The following is a 24868-nucleotide window of genomic DNA, read 5'->3' as shown; positions in this document are numbered from 1 at the left end:
TAGCTAAGACACAAAAAAGAATAGCGCTTACAATTTAGGTATCAAAAACTTAGTAGTAATACTAACAAGCCATTAAAAGAATTGCAAGCTTCATTTAGGGCAAATGTTGAAAGAAAGAAGGACAGTTTATGACAAAAAAATGGCAAGCGACTTGGATCGAACCGCAGCAAGAGCCAACTCGAAAAGAACCACCATTCAGTTTGGCGGATATGTTTTCAGGAAAAAAAGTTGTGCAGGCTCCTCCCGAAGAAAGGTTACTCCCACCACATTATTTGAAAAAAATATTCACTGTTGAAAACAAGTCTATCAAACAAGCATCCCTTACGATGACGGCACACGGCATCTACCAAGCAAAAATCAATGGACAAGCTGTATCAGAAGCCATATTTGCGCCAGATTATACCTCTTACACGCAGTATCTTCAATACCAGACATATGATGTGACCTACATGTTAAAAGAAAAAAATGTTTGGTCGGTAACGTTAGCTGACGGCTGGTACGCCGGCAGGGTCAGTGTCAGTGGCGGCAGTGCTCAATTCGGTGATCGACTAGGTATTTTAGGAGAAATCGAAATCTACTATACCGACGGTACGTATGAAATCATTGTGACAGACGAAGATTTTGTTAGCAGCCATGGCAAATATGTCTACAGTGATCTTTTTATTGGTGAAAAACAAGATTTGCGTTTAGAAAAGGAAAACTGGGAAACCGATTTTGACCTAACTGGATTTACGAAAGTATCAAAAGCAGATTATGGCTTCGATCATTTGACTCCTCAAAGAGGACCGCAAGTCAAACGCCAAGAAAAGCTTGCAGCAAAGAGTATTTGGTGGGAAAAGGACGCTGTGATCGTAGACTTCGGCCAAGTGATCGCAGGTCGCGTCCAGTTACAGATTCCATTGGCTGATGGACAGGAAATTACCATTGAGCATAGCGAAGTGCTCGATCGGGAGGGGCATTTTTTCAATAATATCGTTGGAAGAAACAAAGACCAAAAAGATGTATTTATTGGCAACGGACGTGAAGCCTGCCTAGAGCCTGATTTTACCTTTCACGGATTTCGCTACATCAAAATTGACGGGCTTGACGTCCTGCCTGATAAACAGTCTGTTTGGGCATATGCGATTTATTCTGATATGAAAGCAACCGGCTCTTTTACTACATCCAATCAAAAAATAAATCAGCTGATTGAGAATATTCAATGGAGTCAAAAAGGGAATATGCTATCGATTCCAACAGATTGTCCGCAACGGGAACGGGTCGGCTGGACAGGTGACATTCAAGTGTTCGGACCCACAGCAACTTTCTTTATGGATGTTTATGACTTCTTAGGGCGTTGGCTAGACAACGTTCGATTGGAGCAACAAGTAGATGGACAAATCGTCGACTATACCCCTGCCCCACGAGATTATTTTGAAGGAGAGTCACTTACTGGTTCTTTGTCTTCTGCTGGTTGGGGTGACGCAATCGTCTTACTTCCTTGGACATTGTATCAACGGTATGGCAAGTTAGAAATTTTAGCCGAGAATTATCAAGCAATGAAGCGTTGGCTCTCCTTTAGTCGAAAAAGCGCAGCTGCAGACAAGAAGGATGACAAACAATATTTATGGGATACAAAGTTTCATTTTGGTGACTGGATGTTTCCTAGCTTTATGATCGGAGAAGATGCGAAAGGTCCGATGGAAACGGCATTCGTCACGAAAGACCTTTTCGGTACGGCTTTTCTAGCACACTCGTCTCAACTTTTTGCTCAAATCAGCCAGCTACTGGATGAAGAGGAAGAAGATTGGAATGATTTTAGTCATAAGGTAAAAGCTGCTTTTCAGAAATATTACTGGCACGATGATCACCTTACCGCTGATTTTCAAGGAAGCTATGTGATCGCACTCGCGTTTGGTCTTTTAGATGAAACAGCGGCAAAAGCTGCAGCAGCAAGACTATCCAAACTGATTATTGCAAACAATTATTGCTTAGACACTGGGTTTTTATCCATCCCTTATCTCCTTGACGTTCTTTGTGATTATGGCTATCAAGAATTGGCACTGAAGCTCTTACTACAAGAGGAATGCCCTTCTTGGCTTTACGAAGTCAAACATGGGGCAACGACGATTTGGGAATCCTGGGCATCGATTCAACCTGATGGTACAGTCTGTGATTTTTCTTTCAACCACTATGCATTTGGTTGTGTTGGGGATTGGCTAGTGAGACGTTTGGCAGGATTGCAAGTAACAGAACCTGGTTTTACTTCTTTTACAATTTCACCGCTTGAGCAAAACGTGATCCCAAGTTATCACTTGAACTATACAACGGCATATGGTGACATTGAGATCGAACGAAGCAATGACCAATTCCGTTTATGTGTGCCACAGAATACAACCGCAGTCTTCCAATATGGAGAGACCTCAAAAGTTTTAACATCTGGCGAACATCATTTAACGATTAAAGGAGAGAAAATATATGAGTAAATTGAGGTTAAAAATCGGCATCATTAGTCTGAGTTTTATGAGTATGAGTGCCTTAGTTGTGACGAATGCTTACAGTGCCATTATTGCTGATTTTCCTAATGAACCGATTGCGAAGATTCAAATGATCGGTACGATCCCTAGTTTAGGGTCTTTGATTACCACACTATTCGTAGGAGTATTAGCGATGAAATGCCCCAAAAAAATCTTAGCTCTCTTCGGAATTCTTTTAACAGCTATTGGAGGATTAGTCCCTATCTTCTTTCATTCAAGCATCAATCTCCTATTGGGGTTTGCGCTTATTTTGGGCATTGGGATTGGTTTTATGAATACACTCAGTCCTATGTTGCTCTCAGAGTACTTTGAAGGAGAAGAACGAGCCGGCTTAATGGGTATCGGAACAGCAATTACTTCGCTAGGCTCCGTCGTAATGATGCTGGGTGGCGGGTTGTTAGGGGCATCAAATTGGCAGAATACCTACTACATTTTTCTAATAACCATCCTGATCTTCTTATTATTGCTAATTAATCTGCCTATGGATAAAATTATTCAAAAAACGGCGGCTGATAAAAAGAGCCAGCCCGCCTTAGCTCCTATTGATGTTTTAAAATCAATGAGTAAACTGATTTTTGTTATTGCAGGGCTCTCATTTTTCATGTCATTTATTTACACAATTTATCCAAGTAATCTCTCTATTTTGATCAATCATAAAGAAATTGGCGGTACAAGTACGACTGGATTAGTCAATGCAATTGGAACGGTCGGTGGGTTCATTGCCGGCTTCAGTTTGAAATACATCAATCGCGTGACAAAAGATAAAACACTTGCATTAGGATTTCTATCGTTAGCTTTGACGTTTTTGATCAGCCGTTTTTCTTCAACGGTATTGACCATGTCTATCGGCGCTATTCTATCAGGATTTGCTATGGCTATGGTTATGGCCACCATTCCTTACTATATCTCTTTGAAGGCACGGCCTTTTGAGATTGCAATTGCTATGTCCGTGTTCCAATTTTTGAACTCACTGGGCGGTATTTTTTCACCAATCATCCTAAGTTGGTTAACGATTAATCCCGGTGAACAAGCCTTCTTATTCGGTGGAATTGCTTGCGTGATCATTAGTCTAATCGTCTTAGTAACCAATATCGGCAAACGTGCATTGAATCAAGCTCCCCTAGACAAGGATTCCCTTTCACAGGTTCAGTCTTGATAATATGATTGCTTAAAGCTCCTCTTTGCAAAAAAATAAGCCTGAAATGAGTGGTATCCATCATTTCAGGCTTGTTCTATTAGTTTTGCACTTTCTGCAGCGCTCGTTTCTTCGTATATCTTCGCATCAGCAGCTCGATGCCCTTATCCGCAAAGCGTTGCATGTAAGCGGAAAAATTCAACAAGGCAATCAAGAGAATGAGGTTGAGATAGCTGGTATTGCCTAGGTTAAAGAGGTCGCGACCGACGATCAAAGCGGCAAAGTACAAGATCTGGGTGCTGAAAAAAATCATCGTTCGATAGCTGTTGATCGCTGGATAGACTTTTTTCTGGATCAAGCGATAGTTCCAAGCAGTAAAAATAATGCTCATGATCGATAGAGCTTTACTGCTGCTGTTGAACCAATAGCCAAAGTTGATGATCAATAAAGTTCCTACCGTAATCGTCAAGGCTGTTGGAAAAGCATTTTTGAAAATCGTCGTCATAAAGTCCCCTTTGATCCGATTGAAGTCTGGTTCAAAGTTTAAAAAGAAGGTCGGAATGCCGACAAAGCAGGCATTGATGATCGTTAATTGGATCGGCTCAAAAGGATAGGTCGTTCCTGATAACAACGTCCCCATGGTGATCATGATGGAAAATAAGACTTGCACTAGCACCAATGAACCTGAGCGGGTAATGTTATTGATCACTCGGCGGCCTTCGTCCATGACCGATGGCAAAGCATCAAATTGATTTTCCAAAAGAACCAGATTTGATACTTGACGCGCAGCATCAACACCAGAAGCCATTGCGATGGAGCAGTCGGCTTCTTTTAGCGCCAAAACATCGTTGACGCCATCGCCAGTCATTGCGACGGTATGCCCTTGTTCTTTCAAGTAGAGCACCATTTCTTTCTTTTGTTGCGGCGTCACTCGACCAAAAATCTGATAGTTGCTGACAGCTTCTTTTAATTCGGTCGCAGTTAATTTTGACACATCGATAAAATCAGCTGCTCCTGGTAGATTGACTTTTTTCGCGATTTGACTGACTGTCACTGGATCATCGCCAGAGATGATCTTGCATTGGATTGCCTGTGAACGAAAATACTCCAAGGTCTCTTTGGCATCTTCACGGATCGTGTCTGACAGTAAATAAAATCCTAACGGTTCAATATCCGTCGGCAGTCCTGCCTCCTCATAGCCTTGCGTACTGTGAGCCAAAACGATCACACGGTAGCCTTCTTCTGCCAGCTGCCTTTCCTGTTTTAAAACAGCTTCATGGTTGGTTCCCAGTAAAATCGACGCAGCTCCGATGAAATAAGTACCTTGTCCTTCAAACGTGACGCAACTGAATTTACGATCTGATGAAAAAGGGACGACTTGCTGCATCTGGTACGTCGTTTTTTCTGGGAAAAAGGTTCGCAGCGCCATTGCCGTTGGGTTCTGATCGGGTAGCTGCGCCATTAAGTTACCAGTGATTTCTGCCAACGGTGTGTCCGATTGAAAGGAAATCGTCTTTTCCACCGTCATCTTGCCTTCGGTGATCGTGCCCGTTTTATCTAAGCAAAGAACATCGACCCGTGCCAAGGCATCAATGCAGTTCAATTCCTGCACCATCACTTTTTTGCGCGCCAGATAGACGGCACTGATGGTCAACGTGACACTCGTCAATAAAAACAAACCTTCGGGGAACATTCCCACAGCTGCCGCCACCGTCCGTAAGATGGCGGTGTTGAAAGTTGCATGAGAAAAATAGAACTGTTTAACGAACAAGAGGGTACATAATGGGACCAAAATCAGACTGATCCAACGAATGATTTTGTTTAGACTGCCTTGGATCAAGTATTTTTGTCGTTTGATGGTTTTGGCTTCTTTGTTGATTTTTGCGATATAGTTGTCAGCGCCTACGTGGATCACTTGGCATAACGCTTCGCCAGCAGTGATAAAACTGCCAGAAAACAACTCGTCTGCTGGCTGCTTGTAGATCGTATCCATTTCACCAGTCAGCAAGGATTCATTGACCTCTAAAGATCCTTGAATAACTTTGGCATCCGTCGGCACTTGATCCCCGCTTTTCAGTCGTAACACATCATCCATTACGAGTTTGTGGATCGGCAAATTCTCTAGCTTGCCATCCCGATAAACATCGGCTTTGGCAACTTTTAGCAATGCCAGCTTATCCAGCGTTCGTTTGGAACGAACTTCTTGAAAGAGATTGATGATCACATTGCTGAAGACAACAAAAACGAACAAGCCGTTTTGATAAGAACCCGTCAAACAGACGAGAAAGAATAGGACACAGTTGATCAAATTGAAAAAGGTAAAGATATTAGTAAAAAGGATTTTCGGGTACGTATTCGTCGTATCCTTTTTTGTCTTATTGACTTGACCGCGCTGCACCCGCGCCTTGACTTCTCCTGACGTCAAGCCAATGGTTTGGTTGTTTTCGATGATCCTCACCCTTTCTATTCTTAGTCATTTACTTTTATTTTGCTGAATATTCAGCAAACTTGCATCAGACTTGGGAATGGTTTTGTGTTTTTTCTATAAAAACAATTGGCGTCGATTGCGTAAGATACGCCATCGACTCCCCGCTTTTTTTCTGTAAAAAAACAAGTACTGTTTAAAATATAGCATACCCTTTTACGAATTGGCGTTTCATTTTTGTCACCTTCGCGTCACTTTAGGAATTAAAATAACAGTTTATTCCTTAAACTGAACCGACTAGACAATAAGCTAGCATAGGCTTTCCAGGTGGTTTCTTGCGATGACACAAAACAAAAAAACAGCTGACCTTCACAGATCAACTGTTTAACAATTCTTTAAGTCAGCTGTTCCCTCAGTTGCTAAAAACGCTCAACCAGCTTGCTTCTTTTATTGATCAATGCAGTGCTTCCTTTTTCCATTTTCGGATTTTCGTTCGGAAATTGGTAAAGGGTGCTACTGTATTGATATGGATCCACTTATAGACTGGCCACTGTGCTTTGGTGGTTGCCCAATCCCGCTGCCTTGCTTCAAACAATTCCTGATCGGATAAGCCCTCGATCCACTGGCAAAGGGCCGTCACTTTTTGGTCTAAGAGCTCTTGTTGCTGTGCTAAGGTCAAACTGCCGTATGTCTGATAAAAAGATTGATACAATCCGCCAAGGTTGTTCCATTTGTACCCGTCAGCAGGTGTGTGAACGCTCATCCCTTGCTGTTCCTGTGCTTCCCATGACAATAACAAACTGACCCAGCCGATTTGGTAAGACAAGTTTTCTGAAGGGGTCTTGTCGACACTTGCTATCCGTTGATTTCGCAAGGCTTCAGGAATTTCATCAAATTCTTGGCGAAATTTTTGGTAACGTTCTGCGATCTCTTGGATCAGCGCTGCTTTGCTTTCATATTGTCTCATTGTTTGTCCTCCTATTCAGGAAAATAGCTGCTCTTTGTCGCTTTCAGCAATGGCGATAAAAATCGTCACCTCGCCGTCTGGTGCATACTGTTCAAAATCAAAGGAATACTTGCGCTGCAGCTGCTGGTTTTCTTCCTCAGACCAGATTTGACGCCAAGTAGTCAAAATGCCCTGCGCATCGCGCCGATCGATCGGATACTTTTTCCAAGTATATTTTTCTGTATCAAAGTCTGCTTGCTCCGTTTCTTCGAAACAAAGCGAAACGGCATAGTCTCCTTGATAGTTTGACTCATACTCGTGGTAAACGCAAGCGATGACCGTTCCTTTTTCTGCGGCTTTCTTGACCGCCTCGCTGTTTTTCTCCCATAAGCCAGTGATTTTTGCTTGAATCGCTGGATCAGTAAAATTATTGGTTCTTTCCGTTGCCATTATCGAAAATTTCATTGGAGTTCCTCCTTCTTTGTCTTTATGATACGATAGAAACCTAGACACCTTGTGTCAGTGTTTTATCATCTTTTTATAAAAGGAGTAAACCAAGTGAGCACGACACGCCTATTCGGCCTTATCTACCACCTGTTGAATCATGAAAAAGCAACCACTTCTGAATTAGCCAAACAATTTGAAGTCTCGACTCGCACCATCACCAGAGATATCAATACACTAAGCAGTATTGGCGTGCCCATCTATACCGAAACGGGTCGAAATGGCGGCGTTTATTTGTTAAGCAGTTTTATGTTGGATAAAGTGTTATTATCAGAGGAAGAACGGAAAAACCTGCTTTTGGCGTTGAAAGGGATTCGCCAGCTGACGCCACAGATCAGTGGGCAATCGCTGGCAAAACTGCAATCCTTGTTTAAGCAGCCCGATGCTGATTGGCTAGAAGTGGATTTTTCCACTTGGCATCGGCGAGAAAACGGCAACGACACGTTTGATTTATTAAAAAAGAGTATTTTAACAAACCACGTGATCACCTTTGACTATATCAGTAAACAGGGACTGCAAAAACGCATCTGCCAGCCTTATAAACTGCTTTTTCGCTCGCAAGCTTGGTATCTGCAAGCCTTCGACCAGCAAAAGAATGCCTTTCGGACATATAAAATCAGCCGCATGAGTCAGGTCTACGTCACTGACCAGCATTTTTTCCCAGTCACTGCGCCTGATTCTGCCATTGAGTTGACTGTTGACACCTATCCTGCGCGTCTATTCTTTCAAGCCGACGTTCTTTATCGGGTATATGATGAGTTCGATCATCAGGATATTACTTTGACGGAGGAAGGCACTGCTGTCGTTACCGTTGATTTGCCCGAGGAAAGCTGGGTAGTGCCCTATTTGTTCTCTTTTGGAAAAAGCCTACGCATTTTAAGTCCCCCTCGACTAAAGAATCGTTACCAAGAAGAAGTTGCTGCGATTTATGCCAATTTGTCCAAGAACGAGGGTGCGAATTGATTTGTTTAAGAAAAGGATCCCTATTGAAAGGAGTGTTTGATTTTGAAAGAAGTGATCGTACAGTATGGCGGGGTTTCGCTAAACCGCCTTTGCCAGCAGTTGGAAGAAAATCAGATTCACTTAAACGCGTATGCCAACCAGCTCTTGCGCCATCCCCAGCTCTCCTTCAGTGCCGATAAACAGCGTGCTGCTTGTGTGATTGTTCCCCTTAAAGAACTGGGACTCCCCCAAGGCGGCTCTTTGACGGAGATTTTTGCAGCTGCGCCTCCTTATGGATTGACTTGTTGTACCTTGGAAATGGCCTTACACTTTCGTCTGGGCTATCGCCAACTGGCAAATAGTACCGGATTGAAATCCCAAGGAAAAGCGCCAGCTGCCGCAATCACGATCGCTTCTGTGCCTTTGGAAAAAACCGACGATTTCCCCAAAGGATTCTACGTTCGCCGCATCGATGGGATTGACTGGCTACGAGGCTATACCTGCGATGCACGACACCAGTTTGCACCGGATGACCTGTTTTTGTTTCAACGACGAGACCCGCTGTCAGAGCGTCTCAACTGAAGGGGAAACAAACCGTTTCATATCAAATGTCTTTGTTTCTCATTGCCTACAATCATTCTGTAGGTTAAGAAGAGCCGAAAAGGACAAAAGGAGAAATAGATGAACTTAATCCCAATGAAAGACAGCGACTATGCTGCCTACTTAACCAATGCAGTTTTCGAATACGCCAATGACAAAGTCCAAGCAGGCACATGGGCCAAAGACGAGGCCCTCGCCCTAGCCAAAGAAAGCTTTGCTTCTTTACTTCCTCAAGGGACTGCCACCGAAAACAATCACTTGTTTTCTTTATTTGCAGCTGATTTTAGTGAACCGATCGGGGTGATTTGGGTCAACACAGCTGCCCAGAAAGCCTTCATCTATGACTTTATCATCGAGGAAGACCAGCGAGGAAAAGGCTATGGCACCAAAGCGTTACAGGCTTTAGAAAAGTGGGCGATCCAGCAAGGCATCATTGAAATCGGCTTGCACGTTTTTGCCCATAATCAGTCTGCGTATCAGCTATACAAAAAAATGGGCTATTTGGAAACAGATATTACGATGGTTCGACGGTTCGCTGAATAGTACGAAAAGAGCCACATCATTCGTACCTAGGAATCAATCGACCAAACCTGCGCCAAACAAAAAGAAACGACAAAAAATCGTCGTTTCTTTTTGTTTCTATTTACATAAAAACCACTCTTTCAGTGAGTGCATGGTTTTCTCAGTAGTATCGCCATTGTTGAACCTTCCTCGCTATAAGGGCTGCCTTTGACATCGCCAAATACCTCACAGATATCAAAGCCTGCAGCCTGAACTTCCCTCAGCAATGCATCTTTTGTAAAATAGGTCGTCCATAAATAATAATTGGTGAGCTCAGTTTCTGCTAAAATCGTTGTTTGCTCCAGCAAGACGTGATCAGGATATTTCCATCGTTGATTCAGCACAAGATGAGGATCGCCCCGCCAAAACCCTTCTGATTCATGAACTTCCCAGGTCTGTTCTTCATCAAGCATTAAAAACTGGGCAATCGTAAATACATCGAACAAAAATTTGCCACCTGGTTTTAGATGCGCCAGCACATTATTTAGCAGCAGTTTTCGTTTCTCTGGATTTAAGGCTCCATAATCGCAATAAATCAAGGTAATAAAGTCAAACTGCTGAGGCAATGCCATCTCCAAATAATTATCAAATAGATAGGTAATGTTTAATTGCTGCTTACTCGCGGAATCTCTCGCATAGGCGATGGACCTTCTGGAGTAATCAACGCCTGTCACTTGATAGCCCAGCGCTACAAATTTTTCCGCATAGATCCCTGGTCCGCAGCCGATATCAAGAAGTTGCGTCTGTTTTTCTGGTGGAACAATGCGACTGATCCAGCGAACAGATTCGTCGATAAAGTCAGCCTTTCTACTCGCTCCCTCAAAATCAGGATCCAAATGAGCCTTTAACATTTGCTTGGAAATATACGCATCGTCCCAAAACGCCTCTGCCATTTTTTTATAGAGCGGTGGCCGCTCGATTGCCTTTCTCAATTCTTGGTACATCTTCTTTTCCCCTTTCAAAATAATTGAAAAACAAAAAAGACCGCAGATTTTACTCTGCGGTCAATCTTCAAGCGATGAAGATCAAAAAGCGAAGAGTAAAATAAAATCAATGATAGGCACTTCAAATAAAACTGCATGCAGTCAATTTTTTGCCTATGAAATTGATTTTATTTACTCTTTTCCAGTCCTACCCCTGTTAACGAAGGAATAACAGCAGATAGGCCGGAGACATCACCTTTTTCTCTTGTTTTTCTGCCTTTAGTTTAGAAGGCGCCAGTCGATTTGTCAATGGGAATTGACTGTAGACACTCGATTAAAAGATGGTCTTGCCGAAATTCACGCCTTACGGAGTAGAAATTTTGCAAGAACGCTGATTTTTTGCTTCCCTTCACCTGCTGATTTTTTCAACAGGAAGCTGGATCTCAGTCAGCCATTCCTCTTCACTTTCTTTATTCCAAATGCCATCAATATAGCTTTCACGAAAAGGCCCTGTGATTCGATAGCCGTTATTTTCAGCAAACTGGATCACCGCAGCATAGGCTTTCGGAAACTCAGTGTAGGCTCCTTTATGGACCGTGCAAACTGCCTCTGGTACTTCTTCTATCTGCTTGAAGGTCAAATTTCCTTGATTATCTTTCATTTCTGTGACCGCTTCGCAAACTTCCACATCAATGTTTTCTTCTTTGTACTCGTTGTCATGATAGATAGTAAAACAATATTCGGGCAATGCGCAGACGCAACCAGCTGTTTCCATCTGCAGCCCCATTTCTGGGATCATAGAAAACAACCGATCGAAGTTTGGCACGACCATTCTCATTGAAGCGACGATAACTGCTGGCAAACGTTTCACGATCATTTGGTAATTGGCTTCTTCCTGTTGCAAATACCCTTCGATCTGCGTGAGCATCGCCATCCGTTCCGTGATCTCTCTCATCAGTTGCTGTCTCTTGCGATGCAGTATTCTCCTTTCGCTTTCTCCTGCTTGCACTTGTTTGATTTCATCGATGTTATACCCCATTCTGCGTAAAGCTAATAACCGATGCAATGGTGCCAACTGACTAGAGATATAATAGCGATAACCATTATCTGGATCGATAAAATGGGGCTTAAGCAGCCCCACCTCATCATAATAACGCAGTGTTTTTATCGTCACTTGATTCATTTTAGAAAACATGCCGATTCGATACAGCTTATCTGGTGTTTTTTCACATTCTTGTGTCATAACTCTTTCCTCCGTTTCCTGTTATTCCCAACGGAAAAGCTTAACTGCCAAACCAAATCCTATGATCGTCACCACTGTCAATAGAAAAAGAATGAATCGAGGGTCACCGATTGGTTGATCGAGACTCACACTCTTTAACAATTTAACGCCTTGTGTCAATGGCAGAACATTAGCGACTTTTTGCACACCTTCTGGAAAGAGCTCAAAGGGAATCACTGCCCCAGAAAGAAACAACATGGGAAAATAAACCACTGTGCATACGAGATTGGCAATCTTGATATTTTTACACAAACTAGCAATCAATAGTCCTAGGCTATACATGGCAATCATAACGAAAAAATAGCTAGCTATCAATACTATCCAGCTGCCTTTCATTTGATAGTCGAGAAATACCACCGACACGAATGCGACACCTATCGCTGAGAGCAGTGCAGTCGCTGCAGCTACTACCACTTGAGCCGCAATCAGATGAACTGGAGAAGCTGGGGTAACAAAAAAGTGTTTCAAAATCTTTTTGTCTCGATAATCACAGATAGTTAACGGAATCCCCATAAAGGCTGTTGCGCAAATCCCCACCACCAGCAACGAAGCAAAACTGCCCTCTTGAAATGTATATGAAGTAGCACCAATCACTTTCTCTCCACCAATCATATTCGTCAAAAACAGGACGACCAGCGGCATGCCAATGCCAAAGACGATCCCATCAATTCCTCGCAACGCTAACTTACCTTCAATTTTTGCTAGTTTCATTACATTGCTCATTCTATCTCCTCCCCTACAAACCAAAGATATGCCTCTTCAAGTTTTTGCTGACCGCTTATTTTTAACAGCTCCTTCGTGCTGCCTTCAACTACCTTGCGCCCATGAGCGATGATGCATAGCCGATCACAAAGAATCTCCGCCTCCTCCATATAGTGGGTCGTCAATAGAATCGTCATTTGCGCTTCTTTTATTTTGAGGAGCGTTTGCCAGACACTTCTCCGTGCTTTTGTATCCAGTCCCGTTGTCAATTCATCCAAAAAAATCACCTCGGGATTCGGGATCAACGCGAGTACAATTGAAAGCTTTTGTTTTTCTCCACCAGAAAGTTTGTCGATGAATTGCGATTCGAATGGTTCCAGCTGAAACAAACGCAAAAGCTCTTGATAGTCTTGAGGCTGTCGATACAAGAGCGTCATCTCTTTGCACAATTCTCCGACGCGAATATTGTTCTGATAACTTGAAGATTGAAGCTGTACCCCCACTTTTTCAAATACCTCACGTCGCTTTTTTTGAGGATCTGATCCGAGAATTTTGACAGAACCTTCCTCTGGTGTTTTGATACCTAAAATTGTTTCAATCGTTGTTGTTTTTCCTGCTCCATTTGGTCCTAATAAGCCGAACACCTCGCCTTTTTTTACGGTGAAGGTAAGTTGATCAATAATTTTCCTACCGTTGATTTTCTTAGATAGCTCGGCAACCTCAATCATTTTTTCCACAGCAATCGCCCCTTTCTACTAAAGCATACTGTCTCCTCTTGAGGGAGAGTCAATAGCAGACTCACTTTTTTCATGACGATCAAACTCATGTTCATTGGTTAGCTAAAAGCGGCTTTTTCTTTTTGTTCGATAGAGCCACACTATTTAAATCACAATTAACTATTTTTAATTTCTAAGCTTGTTTTTTTCTTCTATCTCCACTATATTTGTGGGTAAACCAGTTATTTCTATGTAGAAAGGACGTTTCCCTTGAATTATCCCTTATTAAATGAACAAATGCCTCAGACCATCATCCGTGTTTGGCGGTTGCGGACAATTACTTCACTGATCATTTTCAGTTTACTTTTCGCTGCTTCTTTTTGGTTTTTATCCATGCAAAACTGGCTTCATTTCTGGGTGTTCGCCCTTTGGTCAAGCCTATTGGCACTGACTTTGATCAGTCATCTGCTTTCTTTTGTGCTGATGAGCTATCGTTACAAATTCCATCGCTACGAGATCCAAGAAAAGGATATCGCTATTCAACGTGGCTATCTATTTCGCAGCACCACGTATATTCCGATCCGTCGAATCCAGCACATCGAAACAGACCAAGGGATCTTTTTGCGAAAATACGCTTTAGTCTCCTTACAGATTCATACGGCTGCCACCAACCACACCATTGAAGGCTTGCCAGTGGCGCAAGCCGAACGCTTGCGAGAAACCATCATGAATTTAGTCGAGGTGGTCAAATATGATCTATGAAAAACAACGACTGCCGTTGCTGTGTATCGGTCTTTATTGGTTCAAAAATTGCAAAAATTTTCTGGTACTAGCATTTCTGCTTGTATTCAAATTATTCAACGACGCCCCTTCTTTTCCGATGATTCTGGGTGGCATTCTGCTATTTTTACTGGTCTGTCTGCTTTTTGCGGTACTGTCTTACGCCCGCTTTACCTTTCAAATCGATCAAACGAGTGTACTAGTCAACAAAGGACTCTTTATCCAAAAACAAACGATTTTGCCATTTGAACGCATCCAAACGATTCAAGAGAATCATTACTTTTATTTACGTCCGTTTAAACTAGCTGAAGTGAAGTTGGAAAGCGCCGCAAGTTCGAGTGGTGAAGCCGAAATTCTTTTCCCTGCATTACCGCTGGCTCTCATTGCCTCCATCGAAGCGTCAAAAAAGGCGGCTGCGACACCACAACAGCCGACTGCCCAAACAACTAGTAGAGAAGAACCAACCGACGATTACGCTGCGTTTTCAGCTGAGAAGTCAGCCAAGCCGCCGCTAGAAACATTCACTTTGAAATTCAAGGAGATTTTCTTGTTTTCTCTCACTGATTTTTCTGTTTTCACCTTGGTTCTAGTCATCGGCTACAACGTGATCGACAACATTCCCAATCTCTTTGCCTATGCATCGGAATTGCAGCAACTTGGCCTTTTATTAGGTGCTGCACTTTTACTCGGGCTACTGATTTTGTTTTTCTTCCTTGCGATCGCCAGAAATCTTTTCCGTTATTATGGCTTTACGGTGAAAACGAACCAACAACAGCTGCTGATCACGCAGGGCTTGTTTTCTAAACGACACCAAACGATTCCCCTCGCTAGGATCCAAGGGCTGAGTGTCGAACAAAACCTTTATCGCCGAATCTTTCACTTAAGCTCCGTCAAATTACTGCTGGCTGCTGGCAGTTCGTCAGAAAGTGATGATACGGTCTATCTGTTCCCCATTTTGAAAGAGGCGCAGCTGACCGAAACATTGACCCGCTTTTTACCCGAATGGTCGTTTCAACAAACCGCTCTAGTGAAAAATCCGCGACCCAACTTTTGGTACTTCTGCCGTTGGCCGCTGCTGATCGGACTGCTTGCTGTAGGAATCTCCGTCTTCTTTTTCTGGTGGTTAGCGCTGATTTTCTTCGTGTTCTTTGGCTCCTTCGTGTTATCAAGTATTTGGCGGGGCAAAATACAAGGCTATCAATTTTTAGACAACCACGTATTGTTGTGTCAAACGATTCGCGGTCTTACGAAGGTGACCGCTTATCTGAAGAAAAATAAAATCCAAGATTTCACTGTCACCACCACGCATTGGCAGCACAAAAGAGGGCTTGGCAAGTCACAGCTAACCATCAAAACCGAAGATACTCTCACCGAAAGTAAGCTTTTCTACTTTCCATTAACCGAAGCAGAAAACTTACGGCGCTGGTTTTTGTCTTAGTTCATAAAAAAGCGTCAAACAACAGGACTGACGCGCTGTTTGACGCTTTTCTTTTCAAGATCTGAAAGGAATGAAAAGGAAGCATCAACTATTGATTCGTTGATGCTTCCTTTTTCTATCCCTTAACCTTCCCCTTGACTATTTGCTGCTTGATTGAAGCAGCATCTAAGCCATATTCTTTTTGCAGGAAGTCGGGTGTGCCGACTTGGCCAAATCGTTCATTGACACCAATGCGCTTTAAAGGGACAGTACTGCCAGTTTCAGCAAGCACTTCGGCGACGGCACTCCCTAGTCCACCGGTGATAGAATGATTTTCGATGGTGATGACTTGCCGTTTCCCCTGAACTTCACGGATGATCATTTCTTTATCGATCGGTTTGATGGTAAACATATCGATCACTTCACAGCTGATTCCTACTTCTGCTAATTCTTCTGCCACTTGCAGTGTTTCAGAAACCAATTGTCCGCTAGCAATCAACAACAGTTCATCGCCTGGTCTTAAAATATTGCCTTTTCCTAGTTCAAAGGTCGAGCCTTTTTCATAAATCATCGGAACCGCTTTCCGATTGCCTCTTACGTAATGAATGCCTGATAATTGGCTAAAAGTTTTTATGATCCACGCCATTTGGACTTCATCCGCTGCATCGCAGACGATCGACTGGGGAATCATTCGCATCAATGCCACATCTTCCCATGTCGTATGGGTGCCGCCGTTGTGCCCGACTGCAAACCCTGGATCAGAACCGTAAATATTGATCGTATTGCCGCCATAGCCGCCAGAAATAAACAGCTGATCGAATACCCGACGCGTTGCAAATGGCCCAAAGGTGTGGATAAAAGGTGTATAACCAGTTAAACTCAAGCCAGCCGCGACACCAACCATATTGGCTTCCGCGATCCCCATGTTGATAAAGCGTTGGGGATGTTTGTTGGCAATCGTGGTCCAGCCGCTGGCAGAGCCAAGGTCGGCATCTAACGCAACTAGCTTGTTATTTTCATCCATGAGTTCCACCAATGTGTCAACGACACAAGTTCGCAGCTCTTTACCAGCAGCGGTGGTTTTACTTAATATAAACATGCCTTAGCGTCCTCCTTCGATTTTTATGGTCAATTCTTTGATTGCCACTTCTGCCGCTTGATTGATCTCATCCGTGGTAAACTTCACGGAGTGATTGGCATCTAGTTCTTCAAAGAAAGGAACGCCTTGTCCTTTCACGCTGTCCAAGACAATGCAAACCGCTTGGTCTTCGATTGCTTTGCAGCGCTCGATTGCCTCATCAATGGCTTGCATGTCTGCCCCTGGAACTTTTTCTGTATAAAAGCCAAAAGCAGTCATCTTCTGCTGGATATCAAAAGGATCAAGAATGTCTTTGGTTGGCCCATCTAGCTGTTTTTTGTTGTCATCAATAATGACGATACAGTGATTCAGTTTAAAGTGGGCAATGTATTGGAAGGCTTCCCAGCACTGTCCTTCATTTAGTTCACCATCCCCGACGATCAAATAAACAAAATTGTCCTTGCCTGCCAAGCGCAGGCCTGTCGCGATCCCAGCAGCCATGGAAGTCCCCTGTCCCAGTGAACCTGTGGTGGCATCAACCCCTGGCGTTTTCCAGCGATCCGGATGGGAAGGCAGTCTCGTGCCGCCCTCATTGATCGTCCATAACCACGACCGATCAAAATAGCCCGTATTTGCTAATGCACTATACAAGGCGGCGCCAGCATGCCCTTTTGACAAGACGAGTCGGTCACGATCCGCCCACTGTGGATCTTGTGGATTGATTCGCAGCTGTTTGCCGTACAAAACGGCCAATAATTCAACAATTGAAAAGGAGCCGCCCAGATGGCCTTGTCCCATTTTCTTGATGCTGCAAAGGGTATCTAAACGAATCTTTGCCGCTAATTCTTCAAGCTCGTGGTATTTTTGTTCACTGATTGCCACTATTTATCCCTCCATCCTCTATTTATTCAGAAACAGATTTTGCCCGACTGTTTTTCTTGAAAATCGTCAATCCGATCAAGACCGCGACTACCGCAATTATCCCTGAGAAGATGGCGATTTGACCGCCCATATTGGCTAGGTTTCCTAGGAAGATCCCTGCAACCCCATAGTCGGTATCAGAGAAAGTTGATCCTTGGAACCCAAGATCTCCCATGACTGGCATCAACAAGATCGGCATAAAGCTGATAATGATCCCATGAATAAAGGACCCAATGACGGCGCCTCGCACACCACCCGTTGCATTGCCGTAAACACCTGCTGTTGCGCCGCAGAAGAAATGGGGCACGACACCTGGAATGATAACGGTTGTTCCTGTGAAGACCATGATGATCAAACTAACGATCCCTCCGACAAAACTGGTTAGAAAACCAATCAGAACAGCATTTGGCGCATAAGGAAAGACGATTGGACAATCCAATGCAGGAATCGCATTAGGAACAAGCTTTTCAGAAATCCCTTTAAAGGCTGGTACGATTTCTGCCAAAATCAGACGGACACCAGCTAAAATCACAAAGACACCAGCGGCAAACGAACCTGCTTGCTGCAACGAATAAATGATCGAGTTCGTGCCATTGCTAAGATTTTCCGTAATAAATTCACTCCCAGCAAAAATTGCTACGATCACGTATACAACCGCCATCGTAATCGTGATGCTAACAGTAGAATCCCGCAAGAAAGACAGGCCTTTCGGAAAATTGATGTCTTCGGTAGATTTTTCCTTATTGCCGACGTATTTACCGATCAACCCGCTCAATGCATAGCCGAAGTTTCCCGTATGCCCTAATGCGACGGAATCATTTTTGGTAATTTCTCGGGTAAACGGCTGTGCGATCGCTGGAAAAATCGTGTTACAGATCCCTAACGCTAAGCCGCCAAATAAAACTAGATTAAAGGTGTTCATTCCAGTAACGCTCAAAATCACCGCAATCATGCAAGCCATATACAACGTGGCATGCCCAGTCAAATAAATGTATTTAAAGCGAGTGATACGGGCAATCAAAATATTGAAGGCCATTCCGGCTAACATAATAAGTGCGGTATAGGTGCCGTAAGTCGTCAACGCTAGCGCAACGATCGCTTCGTTATTTGGTACGACCCCTTGCATGTTAAAGGCTGCTTGGAACATCTCCCCAAATGGCGCCAGAGAGCTTTCGATCACCCCAGCCCCGGCAGTGACCACGAGAAACCCAACAAAGGTTTTGATGCCCCCTTTGACGATCGTGGCAATGTCTTTTTTCTGCAGCACATTCCCCAAAACGGCGATCAGCGCAACTAAGATCGCTGGGGTACTCGCGATATCAACAAGAATATCTAAAAATTCGTTCATGACTGTCTACTCCTTTTTATAGTAATCCTTTTTCCTGACAAACGGCTTGAATCTTTTGCTTCAATTCATCGAGATCGATAATACTGTCTAAAACTACGATCTCACCTAGATGCTGCGCACTATCGGCTAAATCGCCGCCAACGAAGAAAACATCCGCCATATCGGGTGCAGCACTTCCTAAATCATAATGGGACACTTCCACGCCTGAGACACCCAGTTCATTTAAAACAGAATTGATATTCATCTCCACCATAAAACTTGATCCTAATCCTGACCCACACACTGCTGCAAATTTCATTTTTCATCTTCTCCTTCTCTAATCACTTCAATTATTTGGTCCGCATTGGTTGCGGAAAGTAACGCAGTTAGTTTTTCATTATTCGACAAAATTTTAGTTAAACTCGCTAACGCTTTTAGATGGAGTTCATTGTCAACCGCCGCCAAACATATAAACACGTGAATGGGGTGTTGCGGATCATCATTCAAAAGCACTGGTTCTTTGACTTTTAATAACGACATCCCGATGGCATTGACCCCATCTTCTGGACGTGCATGAGGCAAAGCGATGCCTTTTCCAATATGGATAAAAGGACCGTGATCCACCACTTTATTGATCATGGCGGTAATATACTGCTCCTCAATTTTATTGGTCTTTTTTAATGGCGCAGCAGCTGCTCGAATGGCTTCTTGCCAAGTCAGCGGCACCTCGGTAAATTGGATGGTTTCTGCTGTTAATAAATCTGATAACATCGGACGTTGGTCTTCCCTTCTATTCAATTCTCGATTGATTTTTCTTTGCAAAATTTTTCTCAGCTTTTGCTTACTGATTCCTGCTTTTAAATCAACATAGGGCAAAATCACTTCTAACACATCGTCAATGGAATGCAATCCAGTTTTTGAAGGGAAAAATGCCGCTTGTACGTTTTTAACCAGTTCATCCTTCTCAATGGGTGTCATAATCGGATTGATCACATAACAGGGTCGTTTGGTTTTGATCGGCGCACTGGAAAAAATCAGATCAATCTCTTCATTAAACCGAACATTTTCGTACTCTTCGATCGAACGAGCCGGCAAAAAATGGATCTGGGGAAACAGTTCCTTTAATTCTGATTCCAAAATCAAGGATGAACTGATGCCACTGGGACAAACGACTAATGCATTCAGTTGGAAGTAATCACGTTTGGCCTTTTGTTTACTGATTTCTCCACCAAACAAAATCGTAAAATAACCGATTTCTTCATCAGGGATCGTGCCGACTAGGTCTTCTAAAGAACCCAGTGCTCGTCTCGTCAGTTCAAACAACTCATTGTATTGCAGCTTGATTTCTTCAATCAGTACATTCTCCAGTGGAAAACCGTAGCGGATTCGAAAATACGCTGGGACAAGATGATAGAATGTGTTCATCAAAAGGGTGCGATAGTCCACAAACTCGATAGCTGCCAGCCGTTCCATTTCATGAATGATCTTACTGGCACATTCCAATAAAAACTCTAATGAAGTATCTTCGATATCTCCTTGCAGAATCGTTTTCAACAGGATCGTTACATAAAGTTCTTCTGTTTTCCGATCTTTGATGTCAGGAAATTCTGCTAAAAACTGCTGACTGACTTGATGGACATGCAGCGACTGGAGCAGCGGTATTTCTGTCTCCGCTAAAGAAACAGCCGTTTCTGCCATCCGAAAGGATAGATAATTAAGAAAATAAAGCATTTCTTCGAAGCGACTCGGAACGATCACCAGATTGAAATCAGTCAGTGTTGCGGACAAACGATCTCTGATTTGAACATATATCGTTTTATCCTGCTCATAGATTCCCTCAAATAAGAGCAAGTTCCCGTTTTTCGTATTGGATAACGTGCTGACCTTTCGAAAGGCAAGAGCGCGAATCTGATATTCCTCTCCCTCTAGATAAAAGCCATATTTTCGAGAGTACAATAGTTGAATCTTGAAAGCTGCAAGTTCCTCTCTGATCCCCTTTACATCCTTCAAAATCGTATTTTTACTGACATAGAACAGCTCTTGAAACTGATAGACGGATAAATCTTTCACTGCTGAAAAAGTCAGAAGATAAATCATGGACCGCCGCTCTTCTTCCGAAAAAAACAACGTATTCTTCTGGACATCGAAAAGAATTTCCGGCCATTTTCGTTGAATCAGTGAAGGAATCAAAACTTCTCCCTCATGAATCATGATTCGTTGATTCAACCGCTGTTCAGTGATTTGATTGATTTTGGCAATCTCCGCCAAAAATTCCTCATCCCTCCACTTCGTCAAATCAAGAAACGCCTCAACATTTGGTTCTGAAAACAGATACGTCAATTTGAAATGAATCATATTTGCTACCCCCACCTAAACTATAGCTTGCACAAAATGAAATCGCCATCATTTCTCGGTACAACTGAAACTTCGTTTTTTTTTAACGATGGACCGAAGAGGTGATTTCAAGGATTACCATAACATCCAATATAGTATCCGAGAAAGTTTTGTTGATAGAAACAAATGGATAAAAAATACAACATTAAAAAAAGCGAATCATTTACTGATTCGCTTAGATACTGATGCTATTTGTTGTTTTATTATTGAAACTATCAGAATCATTAAAAGCAATCGTCATTTTTCCAATATACTTTTTTAAAGTTATTTTCTGATACCTAAAAGACTTATCTTAATGAATGATGGAAAATAAGCTTTTTCTATCTACTCACTTATACTAACAGGAATCGTTGTTTCCGTTTCCTGTGTCTTTGCGGCTTCGTTTTTTACTTGCTGCTTTTCCAATATTTTGAAAAATGGCATATAAATAAAATATGAGATAGCAATTGATACAACAGACCAAACAGCTGCTCCAATACTACCATTAGTAGCTAAATAAGGACCAATAATAGGAGGAATAGTCCATGGAACTTGAATAACAATCGGTCCTACTATACCAATATTCATTAGGATATACGTACCGATACATAGGACCATAGGCGTTGCTATAAAGGGAATAAGCATTACAGGATTCATCACAATAGGCAAACCAAAAATAACCGGTTCATTGATACAAAAAATAGCTGACGGCAATGATGATCGTCCAATCGACTTATACATCTTACTTCTGGAATGGAGCATATTTAACACTAGACCTAGTGTTGCTCCAGTTCCGCCTAAACACATAAAGACAATCCAAAATCCATCGGCAAAAACATGAGGAACTTCTACACCACTTTGAAAAGCTGCCGTATTATCAGCAAGATAACTTAGGAAAACAGGGGTCGCAATTCCAGACAAAACATTGTCTCCGTGGATTCCACATATCCATAGCAAACAAACGAGAAGTGTGTATAGCAGCATGCCTGGGAGTGTTCCCATCCCTTGCATTAAAGGTTGGAAAACAATAGTAATGATTTCATTGATATCAACCCCTAATAAAGTTCTGACGATCCATATAACGGTCAGAATAAATGCTCCTGGGATTAACGTTGCAAAAGAAGTTGCTACAGTGGGCGGCACACCTTCTGGCATTTTTATTACAATATTATGAGTGACAAACCATTTAAAAGCATGAGTGACAAATACCCCAACAATGATCGCGGTAAACATACCACTAGCACCAAAATTAGCCAAATTTATCGTCCAGTCATCGTTTAATGTTGCTAGAAGAAAGCCGATAGTTGTGAGCATCGAATTAGAAATAGCATCAACACCAAACTCTTTTCCTAAATGATAGCCTATGCCAATTGCAGATATCAGTCCAAGGATTCCGAACGTAACATTGACTGGTGCATTCAACTGCGGCCCCCAATTTGACACAAAATCCATCCATGACTGTATTGGAAAGTTACCAATGATTAGGAAGATACTTCCAACAATAGTAAAAGGAATCGTCATGGAAATCCCATTTCTTATAGCAACTAAGTGTTTACTATTGCCTATTTTCAGCAATATAGGCAATACCTTGTTCTCAATGACCTGCATCGTTTTTCCTCCTTTTAGTTCACGACTTCCTTATCAACCACCAACACAGGATCTTTGTGCAACCATAGAGAAGTAACTGGACACTCTTTTGTAATCGTACCGCTTAGAAATTGTTGTATCGCAGATTTCTTTTTTGCTCCACTAGCTTGTACGATCATTGTTCCAGATTGTAATAATTGTCCTATCCCTAACGTAATTCCTTTCGTACGATCAACTTTCTCGTCTGAAAAATATTTTTTCCCAACACTTTGGGTTGATTCGTCTAAGTTCACTATATGAGCTTTATCTTCGAAGGACGAACCAGGCTCATTAAAACCTAAGTGACCATTTACTCCAACCCCAAGCAAACTCAGTGTTAATCCTCCATTCTCCTCGATAAATTTATCAGCTTTTTTGCATTCCTCATTTAAATCATCGGCTAAAGGATCAAATGTGTGAAGTTGCTTTAGGTCAATAGGAACCCGATTGAATAAGTTTCTTTTCAAATAGGATATACAACTGCCTTCATTTTTCGGATCGATTCCAACCCATTCATCTAGTTCAATAAACTTTGCCTGGGATAAATCTATTTCTTTATTGATTGCTGCTTCTGCAATGATGTTAAGCGTTCCTACGGGTGTATCACCACCTGCAAAGCAATATAACCCATTTGGCTTTTCTTTCAAGACATCTAAAATGAGTTTTGAACAGATCTTACTGACTTCCTGGTAATTTGCCTCAACATAGTATTTTATATTCATTGTCATTCTCCTTTAAAAAAATTCGGCAGATATTCTTTGTGTGCCAAAAGCATTTCATCAAGTAGTTGCTTTGCTGTCCTATCACTTGGAACTAAGGGATTGATCGTCATCGCTAATAAAGCAGTGTTATAGTCTCCCGTAACAGCTGCTTGGGCCGCTATACGTTCAAAAGACTTAATTTGTTGAACTAGCCCTTTGATAGGAATAGGTAATTCACCTGTAGTCAAAGGGATCGGTCCTTGTTTTGTAATCAAACAATTTACTTCAACCGCTGAATCACAATCGATATCACTGATGGCTCCATTATTTCTTGTATTGACCGTTTGAATATCACGTTTGTCATTATAGATGGAATTAATTAAATTACATGCTGCTTCACTATAATAAGCGCCCCCACGTTCTGATAATTGAGGTGGTTTGATTGCTAGATGTTCATCTTTATAAAGTTCAAACAATTCATTTTCGATTTTCTGCACAACTTCTGCACGAGTTCCTTCTTTTTCTGCTGATTGTTTTTGCTCAGACAACATAGTGGCTGTTTGATAGTAATACCTTAAATAGCCGATAGGAATCATGCCAAGTGTTCGGAAAAAATCTGGTTCCCATTCTAAATCAGCAATATTTTTCAGACCAACTGCATCACCAGCATCTTGCGTCATCAATGTAAGTACTTTTTGGGTCACATCAATCCCTTTATGATAAATCTTTTTCGCAAAAACCATATGATTTAGTCCAGTAAATTCAACATATAATTCTTCTTTGGGTACTTTTAATGTTTCTGCAATGCCACGTTCTATTCCAATTGGTCCATTACACAAACCTACTACTCTACGCATATTGCTATGGCGTAAGACAGCTTCTGTCACCATACCAGCTGGATTAGTAAAGTTGATCAGCCATGCTTCTGGGCAAAGACGCTCCATGTCTTTCACTATTTCTAAGATAACGGGAATCGTGCGTAATCCTTTAAAAAGCCCTCCTGGACCATTCGTTTCTTGTCCAATCGTGTCATATGTTAAAGGGATTCTCTCGTCTTTCGCTCGCGCTTCCAAAAGACCTACACGAAATTGGGTCGTAACGAAGTCCGCATCCTTTAATGCCGCTTCACGATCAAGAGTCATATAAATTTTCATTGGAAGTTCCGCTTTTTTTACCATACGTTTAGCAAGTTCCCCAACAATTTCTAATTTCTCTCTTCCTTGTTCAATATCCACAAGCCATAATTCTGAAATCGGTAATTCAGCATATCGTTTAATAAATCCTTCTATCAATTCTGGTGTATAACTTGATCCACCGCCAATTGTTGCAATTTTTATTCCTTTATCCATCCTGAAACACTCCTTTAACTTAACTACATGGTCAGTATAGATTA

Annotated in this window: 22 protein-coding genes; 7 read left to right on the top strand and 15 right to left on the bottom strand. The window is 42.2% G+C overall.

What is annotated here, in order from left to right; genetic code table 11:
• Nucleotides 1–128: 128 nt before the first annotated feature.
• Together ACTW1R_RS02740 and ACTW1R_RS02735 are read left to right on the top strand one after the other, a co-directional pair.
• Nucleotides 129–2465, top strand: a complete 2337-nt coding sequence (locus ACTW1R_RS02740; protein WP_489927388.1) for a family 78 glycoside hydrolase catalytic domain — start codon at nucleotides 129–131, stop codon at nucleotides 2463–2465.
• On the top strand, nucleotides 2458–3672 hold the full coding sequence (locus ACTW1R_RS02735) for an MFS transporter (protein ID WP_016609717.1): 1215 nt from the start codon (nucleotides 2458–2460) through the stop codon (nucleotides 3670–3672). Before ACTW1R_RS02740 ends, ACTW1R_RS02735 begins: the two co-directional genes overlap by 8 nt.
• A 79-nt stretch (nucleotides 3673–3751) precedes the next feature.
• Here ACTW1R_RS02735 and ACTW1R_RS02730 read toward each other — a convergent pair whose 3' ends face one another.
• The 3 genes from ACTW1R_RS02730 to ACTW1R_RS02720 all read right to left on the bottom strand — a co-directional run bounded on the left by ACTW1R_RS02730 (nucleotide 3752) and on the right by ACTW1R_RS02720 (nucleotide 7487).
• Nucleotides 3752–6109 (bottom strand): HAD-IC family P-type ATPase, encoded by a 2358-nt coding sequence (locus tag ACTW1R_RS02730; protein WP_271814114.1) that lies wholly within the window; start codon nucleotides 6107–6109, stop codon nucleotides 3752–3754.
• A gap of 421 nt (nucleotides 6110–6530) precedes the next feature.
• Nucleotides 6531–7043: a ClbS/DfsB family four-helix bundle protein gene (locus ACTW1R_RS02725; RefSeq protein WP_271814113.1), complete on the bottom strand. Its 513-nt coding sequence runs from the start codon at nucleotides 7041–7043 to the stop codon at nucleotides 6531–6533.
• 15 nt (nucleotides 7044–7058) lie between these two features.
• Nucleotides 7059–7487, bottom strand: coding sequence for an effector binding domain-containing protein (locus tag ACTW1R_RS02720; protein ID WP_128488312.1), 429 nt, complete (start codon nucleotides 7485–7487; stop codon nucleotides 7059–7061).
• 93 nt (nucleotides 7488–7580) lie between these two features.
• On the opposite strand from ACTW1R_RS02720, the gene ACTW1R_RS02715 reads away from it, so the two are divergent.
• The 3 genes from ACTW1R_RS02715 (at nucleotide 7581) to ACTW1R_RS02705 (ending at nucleotide 9611) form a co-directional block, all read left to right on the top strand.
• Nucleotides 7581–8489, top strand: a complete 909-nt coding sequence (locus ACTW1R_RS02715; RefSeq protein WP_489927387.1) for a helix-turn-helix transcriptional regulator — start codon at nucleotides 7581–7583, stop codon at nucleotides 8487–8489.
• Nucleotides 8490–8540: 51 nt separating this feature from the next.
• Nucleotides 8541–9050, top strand: coding sequence for a helicase (locus ACTW1R_RS02710; RefSeq protein WP_271814176.1), 510 nt, complete (start codon nucleotides 8541–8543; stop codon nucleotides 9048–9050).
• A 99-nt stretch (nucleotides 9051–9149) separates the two neighbouring features.
• The gene (locus ACTW1R_RS02705; RefSeq protein WP_034868779.1) at nucleotides 9150–9611 is read left to right on the top strand and encodes a GNAT family N-acetyltransferase; all 462 of its coding nucleotides are present in this window, start codon (nucleotides 9150–9152) and stop codon (nucleotides 9609–9611) included.
• 119 nt (nucleotides 9612–9730) lie between these two features.
• On the opposite strand, the gene ACTW1R_RS02700 is transcribed toward ACTW1R_RS02705, so the two are convergent.
• The 4 genes from ACTW1R_RS02700 to ACTW1R_RS02685 form a co-directional block, all read right to left on the bottom strand.
• Nucleotides 9731–10573, bottom strand: coding sequence for a class I SAM-dependent methyltransferase (locus ACTW1R_RS02700; protein WP_271814108.1), 843 nt, complete (start codon nucleotides 10571–10573; stop codon nucleotides 9731–9733).
• 388 nt (nucleotides 10574–10961) lie between these two features.
• Nucleotides 10962–11795 (bottom strand): MerR family transcriptional regulator, encoded by an 834-nt coding sequence (locus ACTW1R_RS02695; RefSeq protein WP_034868784.1) that lies wholly within the window; start codon nucleotides 11793–11795, stop codon nucleotides 10962–10964.
• A 21-nt stretch (nucleotides 11796–11816) separates the two neighbouring features.
• Nucleotides 11817–12557 (bottom strand): ABC transporter permease, encoded by a 741-nt coding sequence (locus ACTW1R_RS02690; RefSeq protein WP_271814103.1) that lies wholly within the window; start codon nucleotides 12555–12557, stop codon nucleotides 11817–11819.
• Nucleotides 12554–13273: an ABC transporter ATP-binding protein gene (locus ACTW1R_RS02685; protein ID WP_271814101.1), complete on the bottom strand. Its 720-nt coding sequence runs from the start codon at nucleotides 13271–13273 to the stop codon at nucleotides 12554–12556. The genes ACTW1R_RS02690 and ACTW1R_RS02685 overlap by 4 nt, the downstream gene beginning before the upstream one ends.
• A gap of 249 nt (nucleotides 13274–13522) precedes the next feature.
• Between ACTW1R_RS02685 and ACTW1R_RS02680 the strand changes: the two genes are divergently transcribed.
• Both ACTW1R_RS02680 and ACTW1R_RS02675 read left to right on the top strand, forming a co-directional pair.
• Nucleotides 13523–14014, top strand: coding sequence for a PH domain-containing protein (locus ACTW1R_RS02680; RefSeq protein WP_167822121.1), 492 nt, complete (start codon nucleotides 13523–13525; stop codon nucleotides 14012–14014).
• On the top strand, nucleotides 14004–15470 hold the full coding sequence (locus ACTW1R_RS02675; RefSeq protein ID WP_121260029.1) for a PH domain-containing protein: 1467 nt from the start codon (nucleotides 14004–14006) through the stop codon (nucleotides 15468–15470). The genes ACTW1R_RS02680 and ACTW1R_RS02675 overlap by 11 nt, the downstream gene beginning before the upstream one ends.
• A gap of 115 nt (nucleotides 15471–15585) precedes the next feature.
• Here ACTW1R_RS02675 and ACTW1R_RS02670 read toward each other — a convergent pair whose 3' ends face one another.
• From ACTW1R_RS02670 to ACTW1R_RS02635, 8 genes are all read right to left on the bottom strand, one after another.
• Nucleotides 15586–16548: a transketolase family protein gene (locus tag ACTW1R_RS02670; RefSeq protein WP_121260031.1), complete on the bottom strand. Its 963-nt coding sequence runs from the start codon at nucleotides 16546–16548 to the stop codon at nucleotides 15586–15588.
• A 3-nt stretch (nucleotides 16549–16551) separates the two neighbouring features.
• Nucleotides 16552–17409 (bottom strand): transketolase, encoded by an 858-nt coding sequence (locus tag ACTW1R_RS02665; RefSeq protein WP_121260033.1) that lies wholly within the window; start codon nucleotides 17407–17409, stop codon nucleotides 16552–16554.
• A gap of 22 nt (nucleotides 17410–17431) precedes the next feature.
• A complete protein-coding gene (gene ulaA, locus ACTW1R_RS02660) occupies nucleotides 17432–18796 on the bottom strand; it encodes a PTS ascorbate transporter subunit IIC (protein WP_005232062.1) in 1365 nt (454 codons plus the stop codon).
• Between the two features lie 16 nt (nucleotides 18797–18812).
• Nucleotides 18813–19094 carry a PTS sugar transporter subunit IIB gene (locus ACTW1R_RS02655; protein WP_489927386.1) on the bottom strand — a complete coding sequence of 94 codons (282 nt, stop codon included), beginning with the start codon at nucleotides 19092–19094 and terminating at the stop codon, nucleotides 18813–18815.
• Nucleotides 19091–21130, bottom strand: a complete 2040-nt coding sequence (locus tag ACTW1R_RS02650) for a BglG family transcription antiterminator (RefSeq protein WP_074934582.1) — start codon at nucleotides 21128–21130, stop codon at nucleotides 19091–19093. Before ACTW1R_RS02650 ends, ACTW1R_RS02655 begins: the two co-directional genes overlap by 4 nt.
• Nucleotides 21131–21493: 363 nt before the next feature.
• Nucleotides 21494–22756: a PTS sugar transporter subunit IIC gene (locus tag ACTW1R_RS02645; protein WP_489927385.1), complete on the bottom strand. Its 1263-nt coding sequence runs from the start codon at nucleotides 22754–22756 to the stop codon at nucleotides 21494–21496.
• Between the two features lie 14 nt (nucleotides 22757–22770).
• On the bottom strand, nucleotides 22771–23496 hold the full coding sequence (locus tag ACTW1R_RS02640) for a glucosamine-6-phosphate deaminase (protein ID WP_087626883.1): 726 nt from the start codon (nucleotides 23494–23496) through the stop codon (nucleotides 22771–22773).
• Between the two features lie 2 nt (nucleotides 23497–23498).
• A complete protein-coding gene (locus ACTW1R_RS02635; protein WP_311904448.1) occupies nucleotides 23499–24824 on the bottom strand; it encodes a 6-phospho-beta-glucosidase in 1326 nt (441 codons plus the stop codon).
• Between the last annotated feature and the right edge of the window lie 44 nt (nucleotides 24825–24868).

The sequence above is a fragment of the Enterococcus sp. R12 genome, assembly GCF_058135755.1.
The sequence above is the reverse complement of the archived record's forward strand: the minus strand, read 5'-3'. Positions and strand labels throughout refer to the sequence as shown.